Annotated in this window: 13 protein-coding genes; 5 read left to right on the top strand and 8 right to left on the bottom strand. The window is 48.0% G+C overall.

What is annotated here, in order from left to right; translation table 11 throughout:
* The 3 genes from Q0095_RS00490 to Q0095_RS00500 form a co-directional block, all read right to left on the bottom strand.
* Positions 1-772, bottom strand: a 772-nt coding sequence (locus Q0095_RS00490) for a transporter substrate-binding domain-containing protein (RefSeq protein WP_297880358.1), incomplete at its 3' end; no start/stop codon positions are given.
* A gap of 615 nt (positions 773-1387) precedes the next feature.
* On the bottom strand, positions 1388-1831 hold the full coding sequence (locus Q0095_RS00495) for a copper resistance protein CopD (protein ID WP_295150422.1): 444 nt from the start codon (positions 1829-1831) through the stop codon (positions 1388-1390).
* A gap of 297 nt (positions 1832-2128) precedes the next feature.
* The gene (locus Q0095_RS00500) at positions 2129-3448 is read right to left on the bottom strand and encodes a Na+/H+ antiporter NhaC family protein (RefSeq protein ID WP_297880360.1); all 1320 of its coding nucleotides are present in this window, start codon (positions 3446-3448) and stop codon (positions 2129-2131) included.
* An 87-nt stretch (positions 3449-3535) separates the two neighbouring features.
* On the opposite strand from Q0095_RS00500, the gene Q0095_RS00505 reads away from it, so the two are divergent.
* Positions 3536-4546, top strand: coding sequence for a DUF475 domain-containing protein (locus Q0095_RS00505; RefSeq protein WP_297880362.1), 1011 nt, complete (start codon positions 3536-3538; stop codon positions 4544-4546).
* Positions 4547-4709: 163 nt separating this feature from the next.
* Here Q0095_RS00505 and Q0095_RS00510 read toward each other — a convergent pair whose 3' ends face one another.
* Positions 4710-5786, bottom strand: a complete 1077-nt coding sequence (locus tag Q0095_RS00510) for a DUF3137 domain-containing protein (protein ID WP_297880364.1) — start codon at positions 5784-5786, stop codon at positions 4710-4712.
* Positions 5787-5926: 140 nt separating this feature from the next.
* On the opposite strand from Q0095_RS00510, the gene Q0095_RS00515 reads away from it, so the two are divergent.
* The 4 genes from Q0095_RS00515 (at position 5927) to Q0095_RS00530 (ending at position 10176) form a co-directional block, all read left to right on the top strand.
* A complete protein-coding gene (locus tag Q0095_RS00515) occupies positions 5927-6358 on the top strand; it encodes a redoxin (RefSeq protein ID WP_297880366.1) in 432 nt (143 codons plus the stop codon).
* Between the two features lie 137 nt (positions 6359-6495).
* A complete protein-coding gene (locus Q0095_RS00520; RefSeq protein WP_297880368.1) occupies positions 6496-7053 on the top strand; it encodes a sel1 repeat family protein in 558 nt (185 codons plus the stop codon).
* Between the two features lie 144 nt (positions 7054-7197).
* A complete protein-coding gene (locus Q0095_RS00525) occupies positions 7198-7716 on the top strand; it encodes a hypothetical protein (protein ID WP_297880370.1) in 519 nt (172 codons plus the stop codon).
* Between the two features lie 951 nt (positions 7717-8667).
* A complete protein-coding gene (locus Q0095_RS00530; RefSeq protein ID WP_297880372.1) occupies positions 8668-10176 on the top strand; it encodes a succinate CoA transferase in 1509 nt (502 codons plus the stop codon).
* A gap of 525 nt (positions 10177-10701) precedes the next feature.
* Here the strand turns inward: Q0095_RS00530 and Q0095_RS00535 are convergent.
* The 4 genes from Q0095_RS00535 to Q0095_RS00550 all read right to left on the bottom strand — a co-directional run.
* Entirely contained in the window at positions 10702-13122 is a 2421-nt protein-coding gene (locus Q0095_RS00535) for a GGDEF domain-containing phosphodiesterase (RefSeq protein WP_297880374.1), read from the bottom strand.
* Positions 13112-13984 carry a cytochrome c peroxidase gene (locus Q0095_RS00540; RefSeq protein ID WP_297880376.1) on the bottom strand — a complete coding sequence of 291 codons (873 nt, stop codon included), beginning with the start codon at positions 13982-13984 and terminating at the stop codon, positions 13112-13114. The genes Q0095_RS00535 and Q0095_RS00540 overlap by 11 nt, the downstream gene beginning before the upstream one ends.
* Positions 13947-14291, bottom strand: a complete 345-nt coding sequence (locus tag Q0095_RS00545) for a helix-turn-helix transcriptional regulator (protein ID WP_297880379.1) — start codon at positions 14289-14291, stop codon at positions 13947-13949. The genes Q0095_RS00540 and Q0095_RS00545 overlap by 38 nt, the downstream gene beginning before the upstream one ends.
* A gap of 12 nt (positions 14292-14303) precedes the next feature.
* Positions 14304-15020 (bottom strand): J domain-containing protein (locus Q0095_RS00550; RefSeq protein WP_297880381.1); only part of this gene is annotated, 717 nt, incomplete at its 5' end.

Genomic DNA, 15020 nt, shown 5'->3' on the forward strand with positions numbered 1-15020 from the left:
TTTTCTCTGCAGTTCCTTTGTAGTAGGGCTCGATGAAATTATCGAACGAATTTTTGAAAAAGCCCTCTTTGCTTAGCTTGATTAGCTCGCCGTTTAGAAAATCCAAAAGCTCCGAATTGCCCTTTTTCACGCCGATGGCTAAGAAATCCGAAGTGCCTAAATTTTTGATATTTACTTCAACCTTTTTATCTAATACCGGATAAGCCAGCACGACTAAGTTATCATCGGCATACCCGTCGCCCTGTCCAGCTTTTAGCGCCTTGTAGCAAGCGTTTGCGTTATCGCATCTGGCGATATTATAGCCTTGCTTTTCAAAGTATGTTTCTGCGGTACCGCCGCTAAGAACTAAAATAGTTTTATCTTGCAATTCATTTAAAGATTTAATCTTATCTTCGACGCGGGTCAAAATGCCTATATTGACGCTAAAATACGGGGTCGTAAAATCGATCTGCTTCTCGCGCTCCGGAGTTACGGTAAGAGTTGCGATAACCGCGTCGACCTTATCTTCTTGTAGGAATTTTATACGCTGATTTGCAAGCACGGAGGTAAACTCCACCTTCCCGCCTGATGGAAGCATATCTTTAGCGATGGCGTTTGCCATATCGACCTCAAAGCCCTGATGCACGCCGTCTTCTATCTTGCTAAACGGCGGCTGCGCGTCATAAACGCCTATTCTAAGTACTCCGCTACTTTTGATCTCGGAGAGCGACCTTGCGCAAAGCGCACTACTAGCTAAAGCTGCGACAAACAGACTTAAGAGAAATTTCTTCATCCTTTTTCCTTTCTCATAAATAATTTCAAAACTATTGCCACGGCTACGGAAAACCTCAAAATCCCGCCCGAATGGCAAGCAGACATTAAATTCGCCCGCAGGCGAAAAGCAATTTTAGCTTTTTATATCTTTAATGATTATTAAATAGTAAGTAAAGTCGCCAAATAAATTCGCTTTTTCATTGTTTGCTTCGATTTTGCGCGAGTTTTTTTTAGAGTTTTCATCCGCGTCCTAGCGATAGAATTTAAAATTTTTAAAATTTTGCAAAATTTTAAAGTCACGGAATTTTATAAAATTTTAAAGCTGCAGAATTGGGTGAGAAATTTTATGAGCGCTTTAAAACTCGCGATGAAATTTTAAAATTTTATGAGATTAAATTTTGCAGATTGCATTTGACAAAACAGCACAAAAAAGGAGTGGAATTTTAAAATTCCGCGCTTTAGCGCAGACATAGTGGAATTTAAAATTCTTAAATTTCTACTTCCGCCCAGCAAAGTGGAATTTTAAAATTTTTAGCAAGCGTCGTATTTTAAAAGCAAGCAAAATTAAATCTTTGCCACGCTACAGAATTCCGCGATAAAAGTGTGCCGCCAGCGCTAAATTTTGTGCCATAAATCATACTACAAACATCAGCTTGGCGCAAAGCACGATGATGAATCCGAATACAAAGGCGATCTTGTGGATATTTGCTCGTAAAAACTCAGGCGCGGGCCTTCCCATCGCGCGGCAGCTCAAATTTATCGCTACGCACACGGCGATGATGAGCGCGAGCGTGACTTTTAGCATAAAGATTTTTTGAAGCGGCGTGCCGAAATACCCGCCATTAGCGCTTCCGACCCAACGGCTCATCATCATTCCGCCGGTGATTATCAGCGTAAAAAGGCAAACCGGCATAATCTTAATCGCGCGCGAGCCGATCGCCTTTTTAACGCGCTCAAAATCCGCGCCCAGCGCGCTTTTAAGCCGCGAAAAAATCACGACGTCGAAAAATATGTAGCCCAAAAAGATAATGGCGCAGATGAGATGGACGATCTGCACGTAAGGATAAATTTGCTCCACCACCGCTCCTTGTTATGGAATTTCGCCAATTTTATGCGAAATTTCAAATTTTAGCAATGATTTTCATCAACGCGCCGCGAGCGGTTAAATTTAAGCCGATCGTGCGAGCGACGCAAATAAATTTTGGCAAAAGCGCGCGAGCAAATTTAGAAGTAAAGCCGCGCAGCTAAATTTAAAAATGGCCGCATTCGTAAATTTACAAAATTTACGAGCAGCGCCGCGCGGACGAAATTCTAAAATTCTAAAATTCTAAAATTCTAAAATTCCGTCCGCGAAAACCCGCGCAAATTCCGCAATCTATAACATCATCGAAAAGATTATGCCGAATACGATCAGCGGGATATTAAAGAAAATAAAGGTCGGCACGCAGGTATCCCAGATGTGGCTATGCCCGCCGTCGATATTCAGCCCCACGGTAGGCCCAAGCGTGCTATCGCTCGCAGGCGAGCCAGCATCGCCGATACCCGCTGCCACGCCGATGATAAAGATCGTTGCCGCCGTGCTAAAGCCCAACTGCGCGGCTAGCGGGCAGTATATCGTAGCGATGATAGGGATCGTGCCGAAGCTCGAGCCTATGCCCATCGTCACTAGCAGTCCGATACCGATCATTAGCAGCGCGCCGCCGAGTTTGCCGCCGCTTAAAGTGCTCGCTACGTGCACCAGCTCGTTCACGCCGCCGGTTTCTTTTAAGATCGTGCCGTATCCTGCGGCGATCAGCATCAAAAACGCGATGTATCCCATCATATGCACGCCCTCGTCAAATACGCTATCCAGCTTTTTCCACTCAATGCCTTTGCTAGCAAGCATTACCAAAATTCCGCTAAGCGCGGCAAACGGAAGGGATTTGATCCAAATTTGCACCGCGAAGCACACCGCGATGCCCGCTAGAGCGCCCCATTCGCGCATACCCATCTTAAGCTCGCTAAAATGCGCATCCAGGCTCTGTTTGGTTTCGGCGTAGTCTCTTGGCTTGCGGTAGTAGACCACGGCTAGGATGAGGCCCACGAGCATCGGCACGGCGCTTAGCCACATCACGCTCGATATATCGCTTAGGCTTACCGCGATACCGTTTGCGTTCATATTTTTTTCGATTAGCCCCATAAAGATAAGTCCGAATCCCAACGGCAGCGCCATATACGGCGTCTGCAAGCCGAACGTCAGCGCGCACGCTACGGCGCGGCGATCGATCTTTAGCGAGTTCATTATCTTGACTAGCGGCGGGATCAAAATCGGGATAAAGGCAATATGTACGGGGATTAAATTTTGTGAGAAGCACGCAAAAAAGGCGATCGAAAAGATAAAGACGTATTTTTTGTCGCTGATTAAATTTGCCACCGCGCGCACCAAGATCGCCGTTAAGTTGGTCTTTGAGATCGCGCTTGCGATGACGCCTAGCAGCAGATACGAGAGCGCGGTTTCTAAATTTCCGCCCATGCCGAGGCTGCCGGCGTTTTCGGGGTTGCCGTTTATGAATAAATTTATGGCATCTCCCAGCGGGATCTTGCTTGAGAGCACGGCGCATATCGTGCCGATTAGGATCGCAAGCATTACGTTGCACCTCAGCAAGCATAGCGCGCACATCACACAGATACTGATAAATACGGGATTGGTAAGCATCTTTTGCCTTTTTTGGAATTTTTGCAATTATATAGAATTTAGGGCTAAATTTTGCTAAAATTGCGCAAAAAATCGGCTAGGACGATGATGAAATATTTTTACTCCTCTTTTGTAGTAAGCCTAATTGCGCTTGCTATCGCGTTTTATATCGGCGGTGCTGGTGCCGCTTATATCTGCGCGCTTTTATGCGCGCTCGAAATCAGCCTCAGCTGCGACAACGCCGTAGTCAATGCCAAAGTGCTAAAAGATATGGCGCCGGTGTGGCAGAGCAGATTTATCCTCTGGGGCATTCCGATCGCGGTTTTTGGCATGAGGTTTTTATTCCCCGTGCTAATCGTTGCCGCAAGCGCGCATCTGGGTCTTTGGGAAACCCTCGTGCTGGCGCTTAAGCAGCCGCACCGCTACCATGAAATTTTAAGCGAGAACGAAGCGCAAATTTACGTTTTCGGCGGCGCGTTTTTGCTGATGGTCTTTTGCGATTTTTTCTTCGATGCGCAGCGCGAGCTACACTGGCTGGGCATAATCGAAAATAACGGGCTCTTGCGATTTTTAAAGCGCATTCCAAACGCTCCCACGCTGATCGCTCTAGCCGCGGGGCTCGTGCTGCTTGCTAAAACGGGCTCGGCTACGCTCGGCGTAGCGTATTTCGGCGCGATCCTGCTCTATCTGCTCATCTCCTGCTTCGACCGTCTTTTCGGCACGGACGGCGTAAAAAACGGTCTCGCGGGCTTTTTGTATTTAGAAACTCTGGACGCGAGCTTTAGCTTCGACGGCGTGATCGGCGCGTTTGCGCTAAGCGATAATATCTTCATCATCATGCTAGGTCTCGGCGCCGGCGCGATGTTCGTGCGCTCCATCACGCTGTATCTCGTCGCGCGCGGCACGCTGTCGCACTTCGCATATCTGGAGCACGGCGCGCACTATGCTATCGCATGTTTGGCGTTTATAATGTTTGCCAAGCTGAAATTTGAAGTAAGCGAGATCATAACGGGCACCGTGGGGATATTATTTATCGCGCTATCGCTCCTTTCGTCGGTGCTTTACAACCGCCGCAACAAACGCAAGTTGATCGAAACGATCGCGGGAAACAACGAGTGAAATTTCATAGCGAGCTTTACGGCGCGCAGGCTAAATTTTAAAATTTCAAGCTACCGCCGCAAGCGGTAAAATTTGCCCGCTTGCGCCGCGTTAAATTTCAAAAGACGCCGAATTTCAAAAAGCGCTAAATTTAAAGACGCGAGATGACATTTTAAAATTCAAATCAGCGATCGCGCGAGCTTAAGCCTTTATCGCGCAATATCTGTAGCTCCTCGCCGCCGGGTGGCGGGCTATTTGCGGACTCGCCGCTCTCGCTTGCGCCGCCAAAAAGCTCCTCATTCAAGCGCAGCTCGTCAATGATACCAAGAAGCTGCAAAACCTCGGCCTTTATCCGCTCGGCGTCTCTTAGCGTAGTGCGCGGCGAAAACAGCGCGGCTTCGAAGCGGTTTTTCGCGCCGTTTAAAAATAGATAAAATTTTCCGTCCATAAACGCCGCGCTAAGAGCGATCTTGGGCGCAAGCTTAAGCTTCAAAGCCCCTAAGCGATCCATAAAGCTAGGCGTCAAAAGATACCGCGCCTCGATCTTATCGCTTGCGAACACGCGAAATTCCTCGCCGAAAATCACGTCGTCCATCACCTCCTGATCGCCTAAAAATTTGGTGCCGGGCGAGCGGTCCGCGATGATGGTTTGCCCCTTAAATTTCTTATAAAACTCGCACACCAAAACCGAGCCGCTAAAGGCTTGCACATATTCGCCGAGCCTCCAAGCGTTCCAAAGCGCGATCGCCGATAGCAAAAAAGCCGCGGAAAGATCGCTCTTGGACCTTTGAGATAACTCTACAAGCCTCATAGATTCTCGCGTTTCATAGATTTTTATCGCCTCGCTTAGGCTAAATTTTACCCCTTTATACACGCCGTCTATCTGATCCTCGGCTACGAATTCATTATTCGGATAGATGCCCGTTTTGCGGATCTCTTCTTCGTCTATGCCGCTTTGCGGCTCGTATCTAAAGGCGGGGTCGATATCTGAAATGATGGCGCGGATGAAGGCGTCTTTGTAAAAGGCGTTGTACTCCCACTTAGCGATGGAATCATCATAAATCCCCCATACGCAGCTTACCGCAATTATCGGGATCATCGCGGACATCAGCACGGCGGAGGAGTATTCGTTTTGGATCAAGCCGTGGATAAACCAGCCGACGGAAAAAACCGCGATACATAGCAATAAAATCAGCGGTTTTAGAAATTTTATCTTGCACTGCTGCTGCTTTTTTGCCAGCTCCTCTATCGTTCTGTCCATATCCAAAATTTAACTCCGAATTTGATTTGCCTAAATTTCGCCCCTTATTTTACGCTAAATTTTATTAAAATTTCATCCGTTAAGCGGGTTTAAGATTTTTTATGCTATTTTTGCGACCTATTTCGATCAAAAGGCATAAGATGATAAATTTACCGAAAAATTGCGTGGTTTTTACCTATCCGAAAATGGGCGGCAGCGGCAAATTTTTGCCCGCAGAGTTACGCGACGTGGCAGGGCTTACAGGCTGCACGCTTCAGTGCAAGGCCTACGAGAGCGCGCTTGCGCAGATAAAAGCCCTCGACTTTGAGCTTATCGCCGTAGGCAGCATGGGCGAGGCGGGCACGAGCGAGTTTAAGTGCGCTACGGGCGCCACGTTTGAGTTCATAAATGACGAAAAATTCGAGCTTGAAGCGCCGCTGCGGCTAGAAACCTTCACCACCGGCGACGGGAAGAAATTTTACCACCGCCAAACTCTGATTTTTCGAGGCGGCAAAGAGATAAAGCGCTTTAGCCGAATTGCCGAGCCCGAGCAGGACGCACAGAATGTACTTGCGGCGCTAAAGAGCTTGTGATCGATCGCTTCGGCGCCGCACTTTAAATTTCGCGCTCCAAACGCGTTGCGACACGGAGCCGGAATTTAGCGCAGAGCGCATTTTCATTAAATTCAGCATTTTTAATTAAAATGGCGCTAAATTTAACGGAGGCGGGTATGAAAAAATTTCTATTTTTGGCGATATTTTGCGCACTTGCGGCAAACTGCGGCGAGAGCGCGCAAGCGGATAAAATTTCTGCGGCGGGCAAAACAACGAGTATCGGCGAGACCGCCGCGCAAAGCGCTCACTTTCTAAAGAGCAGCAAGGCAAGCGCCGGCTCGCAAAGTAGCGCCGATGCAGTCATCCAAACGGACGGAATTTCGCGGGCGGATCTGCAAAGCTGCATCGTAAAAAGCGACGAAGGCTCCTGCGAGCGCGTCGCGCGCGGCCTGAAAAGCGGCTGCGAGCGCAAAGATCAGCTGTCGTGCTTTTTCTATGCAGATGCGCTAGGGCGGGGCTTGGGCGTGGAGAAGGACGTCGTGGCGTCGTTTGAGCTTTTTCGCGAGCAGTGTGATGCCGGCAGCAGCGAAGCGTGCTACGAGCTGTCGGTCAAATATCTCCAAGGAATCGGCACCCCTCAAAGCTTTGAGCTCTCGGGGCAAGCGCTAGACAGGGCGTGCAAAATGCACAACAAGCGCGCCTGCGCGGTGCTCGATCTACTGCCGAAAAATTAGCGCGGCAGAAGCGGTAAAATTTCTGGCTTCAATCGCAAATAGGGCGCGTGAGCCTTTGAAATTTTAGCAGGCGGCGAGTGCGACACGCGATGAAGCAGTAAATCGGAGCGCGCGAGCGGATAAGCAAAATCAAAAGGAGTAGAGATGAAAGCTTTAAAGCTTGCACTGGCTGCGGCGCTGGTGCTTAGTTTAGCAAACGCGGACGGCAAAGCCAAAGAGTTTAAATTTAGCGGCGCAAAAACTAGCGCGCTTTTAGCAAAGTGCAGCAAAAAGGACGCCGCCGCATGCTACGAAGCGGCGATGAGATACGAGCTGGGCGGTCGCGGCGTCGTGCGAAACCGCCTCAAAGCGCAGGGCTTTTTCGCAGACGCCTGCGAGCTCGCTACCCTCGCCGAGCGGATGCAGGGAGATAAAATGAGCGGCGCAGGTGGGCGCGCGATGAGCGATCTGCGCGAGCGAGCCTGTCTGGGCAACGCCGCGGCGCTGGAGAGCTTCGCGAGCGGGCAGTGCCGCAGCCTCGTGATATACGACGAGCTTTGCGAGGGCGGCTCGCAGGAGGCGTGCGACAATCTGGCGCGGATGAAGCGCGAGGGCTGGGCGCCTAAGGAGAGCTGTAGCGAGGAGATAGTCGCAAAATTCGGCGACGGCAAGCCACAGAGATAAAATTCCATTCTATTTTACGGCGATAAAATTTTTGGAATTTTAGCAAAATAAAATTTGCCGAAATTTTAGTAAAGCTCGACCGAAAGAGCGGCTAGGCGGGTTAAATTTCAAATTCCAAAGCGGATTTAAATTTGTGTCTTGAGTGGCGTCAATTTTTGGACTCAGCAAAGATTATAATTCGCGCGCTAAAACTTTAAAATTAAAAATCCCGTGTAACAGCTGGAGTTACAATTTTAAGAACTAGAATTTAAACAAAATCTGAAATTTAGTCGTGACGATGATATAATTTTTTAGAATTTCGCAAGCGTAAAATATCAAAATTTTACGTATCTACGTCGAGCCGCTCCAAAAAAGTGCGAAATTGGAATTTTAAACTACCGTCTTGTGCGAGGAGGCGATAATTTTAAGCAGCTAGAATTTCAATTAATGCGGCTTAAAATTCAAGCGTAACGGGCAAATGCGTGCATCGCAAGCGATGTATTTCAAATATGGGCTCAAGGCTCGCTAGACGCGGAATTTGAACGCCACGAGCGATAAATTTTAAAACGCCTATTTTAAAATTGCGAGGCGGGGATTTAAATTTAAGTGCGGTGAGCGATTAAATTGCAAAAGGAAGCTTAAATTTAAATATCGCAGCTCACAAATTATGCGATGAAATTTTGCGCCTAAATTCCGCAAAATTCGGCGCGCGATGAACGTTTGATGATATCGTAGTTAGATCATTAAACCAAGCTTCAATCACACTTAAAACCCTATTTACCGAGCACTCGCGCAAGCGGGTATTGCAAACCGCCGAAGTAAAAAAAGCCTGATCGGAAGCGTTTGTGGCGTATCCCAATCGACCACGCCCCATATTTTTGCTCTATAGCCTAGCTCGCGCACGAAATTTTAGATTTTGAAATTTAGCGCAAAAATATTATAATTTCGCCCAAATCACGGCTAGGACGGAAAATGAACTCACGCGTGCAAAACGAATATCTAAAATCAAAAATTATGAGCGCCGAGAAAGCCTGCGAACTGATCCCAAATGGCGCATCGGTGGGCTTTAGCGGCTTTGTTGGGGCGGGCTGCGCACTAGCGCTGCCACAGGCTCTGGCGCAACGAGCGACAACGCTGCACAAAAAAGGCGAGCCCTATCAAATCGAAATTTTTACGGGCGCATCGACCGATCCGCTTTTAGACGGAGTTTTGGCAAAAGCAGGTGCCGTGAGCTTTCGCGTGCCGTTTTTTACGGATGCCGATATGCGCCGTGCGATAAATAGCGGCGCCGTGCGATACACGGACGTGCATCTATCAAGCCTTGCCGCGCAGCTTAAAGCTGGCTTTTTTCCACATCTAAACTTTGCCGTGATCGAAGTGGTGGCGATTAAAGAAAGCGGCGTGCTCGTGCCGTCCACGTCGCTAGGCAACAACCAAGCCTGGCTCGATATCGCCGATCGCGTGATTTTAGAAGTGAATTACTACCAGCCACTTGAGCTGGAGGGCATTCACGACGTTACAGATCTGCGCCTACCGCCGCATGCTGAGGATCTGCCGATCAAGCACGTAGGCGATCGCGTAGGTAACCCCTATATGCATGTAGATCCCACCAAAGTAGTCGCTGTCATAGAGGCTAGGACGCATGATCGCGTCAATAATTTCACCGCCGTGGATGAAATTTCAAGTGCGATCGGGCGCAACGTCGTAAAATTCTTAAAAAACGAGGAGGCTTGTGGCAGACTTCCCGCAAAGAAGCTACTGCCGCTACAATCTGGTATCGGCAACGTTGCTAACGCCGTGCTTAGCTCGCTACAAAATGCTGGCTACCAAGGGCTGCAATGCTACTCCGAGGTGATTCAAGACGGCATGCTAGATCTCATCAAAAGAGGCGTCGTAGGCACTGCAAGTGCCACAGCGCTATCGCTTAGCCCTGCAGGTGTCGAGGAATTTCAAAAAAACATCGATTTCTACCGCAAGCACATTATACTGCGTTCACAAGATGTCTCCAACTCGCCAGCACTCATCAGAAGGCTTGGCGTCGTATCGATGAATGGCATGCTAGAGGCAGACATCTACGGCAATGTAAACTCCACTAACGTCATGGGCTCGCAGATGAAAAATGGCATCGGCGGTAGCGGCGACTTCGCTCGCAACGGATATTTGTCGCTATTTCTTAGCCCGTCGCTAGCTAAAGGCGGCGCGATCAGCGCTATCGTGCCGTTCGTGAGTCACGTTGATCATACCGAGCACGACACTCAAGTCATCATCACCGAATACGGCATCGCCGATCTGCGCGGCAAATGCCCTCGTGAGCGTGCTCGCGCGATGATAAGCATCGCGCATCCCACTTACCAAGACGCGCTGAGAGATTATTTCGAGCGGGCATGTGCGCAGCCCTGTGCAGGGCATACTCCGCATATCCTAAGCGAGGCACTGTCGTGGCATCAAAGATTTAAAGATACGGGGAGCATGAAGGCTTAGAGCGAATTTGCTTGAGCTAATGCATTAAAGCCTAAAATTTAAGCTCATTCTCGCTGAAAGCAAGAAAGTTTGCACTTAAAAATTCCGCCTGCATTTGAAAGCTCTATCGCTAATTAGAGCAAAGCTTGTTAAAATTTTTATTTTTGCAAAGCTCGCGCGAAATGTTTATAAAATGAATGGATCGAAATTTGCGCCATAAAATTTTAAAATTTGCAGGCGGATTTAAGGCGCGGAATTTAAAATTTATCGCTACGGAATTTTAAAATTTTGAACTTCGCAAAATTTCATCCATAAATCTGCTATCAAATTTTAAATTTAGCTCTCACTTCATTTGCCATGCGCAAGCTTTTTTGGCAATTTAGCTATAAGGCGCGCCATAAGTTCGCGATAAAATCACGTAGTATTTGTCAAGATAAATTCCGTATTAAAGCAGCAGCTTGCTAAATCAAAATTTATCGCCTTACGAAGGCGATCTTTGGGCTATAAATTTAAAGAGGCGGGCTATAAAGTCGCGGCGAGATGAGGTTAGAATTTTATCCTCGAAGGCTCCATCGGCTTGCTGTAGAAGTAGCCTTGCATATATTTAATCCCCATCTCTTCTAAGATGATTGAAATTTCGTGGTTTTCTACGTATTCGGCGATGAGCTCGTAGCCCTGCTTGCGCGCGAAGTTAGCGATGGTTTCGACGATAGCGCGCGAGTTTTTGTCGTTTGCGATGTTTTTGATGAGCGCTCCGTCGATCTTTATGTAATCCACGTCGAGCGTTAAAATTCTATAGTAGTTGGAGTATCCGCTGCCAAAATCGTCTATCGCGACCTTGCAGCCGTAGTTTTTGGCTACGGCGATGAAGCTTCTAAGACTCTCGTAATCGTCAAATTCCTCGCTTTCTAAAATTTCGATGAATAGATTTGAAGCATTTGGGCTGGATGCGAGCTTGCGCTCTAAAAGCTCTTTGATGCCTTCGTTTGCGATGTCAAAATATGAAAGATTTATGCTAAAGCAAGTTCCCGCGAAGCGGTCTAGCAAGCGAAAGGCTTCGTTTATTACGACCTGAGTTAGCGGGATGTAGAGAGAGGTTTGCTTTGCGATGTCGATAAACTCACCCGGGCAGCGCGTCTTGCTCGAGCGGTCGATTAGGCGGATTAGAATTTCATATACTAACGGAACATAATCACCGCCCTCGGTGCCGTAGGTGTTACCACTAGGATCGCGGTGGGTGATATCAAATATGGGCTGAACAAGCACAAAGACTTGATTTTTCTTGATCGCATTTTGAATGGTGTTGATCATAATCTGATTTTGCAGATATTTTTCCTCAATCGCATTTGGGCGCGAGTAAAAGCCCACGTGCTCGTTTTTGCTCTGCGCCTCATACATCGCCATAACCGCCTGAAAGACCCTATTTGCGCCGCCCGCTACATCTGCACGCTCGCTCACGCCCATCGTGATATTTAAAGGCGCGGAGGCAAAGCCCTCGGTCGTATGGAGATTAAAAACCTTGTCGGTGAAGTATTTATTTATGATCTCCACATCGCGCGCGACATTTAGCCCCTCGTAAAATAGGCAAAACTCATCCGATTGGATGCGAAAGATACTAGCTTTGATCTCGTGCGATTCGATACACATCGCAAGCGTACGCGCAAAGGAGCGCAGAATTTCATTCGTCGTCTCTGCCTTGTAAAAAAGCCGTAAATTTGCAAAATTTACGATAGTTATATAGATCGCTACGCCCGTTTTTTCGGCGTTTATTAGCTCATATAGCGCTGCTTCGTTGCCCTGGCCCGTAAGATGATCGATATAGACTTGATTGTTTAAGCTCTCCTTTGCGCTCGCAAGAGCTAGTTTCATAATCTCGCGCTCGCCGATGTCATGAGCGTAAAGCGCATATAGCGGCGGCTTGGATGCAGCAGCGATATTTGATAGCCTTAGGCTCACATCGGCTAGCTCGCCGTTTTTACGAAGCAGGCGCGTATCTTTGGCGCTTTTATTTACCATCGCAGGAAGTTCGGTCCCTTTATCTTTGGGCATCAAAACTCCAAGATCGCTCCCTTGTAGCTCGCTTTGTTCGTAGCCGCTTAAGCTAAGCGCGCTTTTATTGGCGTATAAAATTTTAAAGCTCTGATCTGCCAAAACTATCGCTTCGCCTGCTTGCTCGCATAGCGCGCGATAGGGCGCGAGGGCGCGTTTACTACGCAAAGCATCGGAATTTATGATGTAAGTAAGCAGTAAAAACGACAAAAACACCGCCGTGTAAAGCATCGTCATTTGCATAAACGAGCCGTAAAATTCCTCACTAGCGTAAGAAAATCGCTCGCGCAGGCTTGCGAAGCGCTCGTTTAGTAACGAGAGATTATCGCTTACAATGATATTTTGCCGCTCGAAATTCCTTAAAATTTGCCGCGCAATTCCTATAAACGCAGCTTCGTCGGGGCTTGACGCATCTGCGCTTTCTAGCGCACTTTTTAAAGCAGAGATCTCGGAGCGATTTTTATAATTAAGCCCTAAAATTTGAGAGTAGAGATTTGCTCTTTGCACATTTGTGCCACTGGATAAAAATTTTTGCTGCAGACTTTGAAAAAGGATTAAATTCTGCGAATTTAAAGCCCCAAGCTCGTCCAAAAGCGAAATCTTATCGCTAAAAGCGTTTCCGATCGCGCGCACATCGCTGCTAAGTCCGATTTTATCGATGATTTTGTCTTTTTGTAAAGCTTGCAGCACCTGATAGATGCCGCGCATATCGGCATTTGCGATCGAAAAGTCCCTTCTTGCGATCTTTGCATCAAATAATATATTTAAGCGGTTATCGGCGTTATCGATCAAAGCTAGCTCGCGCGAAATCGTGCTAAATCTCGCTACATCTCTTAGCGACGAGAAATAATTCCCGGCGATGATTATGCCTAATATCATAATCCCCACCATCAAAGCCCACATTATCTTATCTTTCATCCTGCGCCTCCGTCATCTCGCCCTTAAGTGTAGCCAAAAAGCTCATCAAAGCATCAAGCTCCCCATCGTTAAGATCGTATTTTAGCAGATCCTTTGCGATCTGCCGCACCGCAAGACGCAAATCCGTCTGCCCGTTTACGTAAGGTGCGGTTTGCGTGATATTACGCAAGCTAGGCACGCGGCGCAACTCAAATCCGTCGGAAGTGAACCTATGCCTAGGCGCATCCTCCTCTTCCGCGCTTGGGCGAATTTTAGTAAAACTGCCGGTGCCTAGGCTAACGCCGTTGTGACATGCCGAGCACAGCCGCACAAAAAGCACATATCCGTTATATTCGGCATCATTTAGCTTAACCTCGCCGCGCAAAAATCGGTCAAATTTGGAATTTATCGCCGTTTTGGACTTTAAAAATTCCGCCAGCGCATCAATGAAGTTCGCCGTATTCGCCTCGCCGTAAGCACTTTTAAAAGCCTGCTTGTAGGCTAAATTCTTCCTGATAAGCTTTAAAATTCTATCTTCGCTCGCGTCCAGTTCATTCCCGCTAAAAACCGACGCCGCGATCCGCGCTTCAAAGCCCGCGAAATTATAATCGCCTAAGTAGCGGTCAAAATAATAAGAATTTATGAGCGTAGGCACGCGTCCATCGCGCACCGAAGCGCCCGAATCGTTTAGATAGAAGTTATGGCAGCTTTCGCAGGAGCGGCCTTTACTGCTAAATCTTACGTCGGTAAAAATTTTTGCGCCCAGCCGCGCCTTTTGTGGGTCGTATTTAGGCATCTCAAGCGGCGAGAAAAGATTGCCGCAAAGCCCCAAAACCGGCGCCAGGCTAAATATAAAACAGCTTAAAGCTCGCTTCAATCTCATCGCTTATCATCCCGCTTCTAACCCGCTTTTTCAAAAGCTCCTCGATCTCGCGCTCATACTCAGCGATCCTTTCTTGCAAGTGAAAGATCACGTCCACGCCCGCAAGATTGACGCCAAGCTCCTTTGTAAGGTTTAAAATCATGCGTATGCGGTCCATATCGTGCGCCGAATATAGTCGCATATTGCCCTCGGTGCGACCCGGGCTCACAAGCCCTTCGCGCTCGTATTGACGTATTGTTTGAGGATGAATATCCAAGACCTTCGAGACTATCGATATGAGATAAACCGGCTCATCGTAATCATGCATTTTGATGCCTCCTTATAGCTTTTGCAGCGCGGCTTTGACGTCCTCGCCCAGCGAATCGACGTCGGGTAGGACGACGTTTACCACCGCGTATAGATCGCCTAAAATTTTACTTTTGCGATTTTGCACGCCGTAGCCTTTTAAGCGGTATTTCTGCCCGTTTTTGGTATTTTTTGCGATCTTTATCGTCGCGCTTTTACTTGGCGTCGAAATTTCTATTTTTCCGCCAAACATCGCCGTTTTCAAAGGAATGTCAATCTTTTTGAAAAGATCGTCGCCTTCGCGGCTGTACTCGGCGCTTGGCGCGATTTTTATCTCTAAAATTAGATCGCCGCTTTGAGCGCCTGATTTTTGTCCTTTACCCCTGATGCGCAGCTTCTCGCCCGCATTGATGCCCGCGGGTACTTTAAATTTAACCGTCTCGCCGCCTATGCGCACGCTCATCTCGCCGCCTTGTATCGCGGTTTCAAAAGGAATTTCAATCGAGCTGTGCGTATCTAGGCTCTGCGCGCCGCCAAAGCCGCCGCCGAAACTGCTGCCGCTAAAGCCACCAAAACCTTCTCCACCACCGAAAGAGCTGAAACTAAATCCACCGCGCGAGCCTGCGCTTTTTGCGCCGAAAGAGCCACCGAAAATGCTGTTTAGGATGTCGTTTAGATCGCCCATGTTCGCCGAGCCCTGCGCGAAGTCGTGGAAATTCTGTCCACCGAACATCTCATCGCCATGGCGGTC

Source organism: uncultured Campylobacter sp., assembly GCF_938045535.1.
In the GTDB taxonomy this organism is placed as follows: domain Bacteria; phylum Campylobacterota; class Campylobacteria; order Campylobacterales; family Campylobacteraceae; genus Campylobacter_B.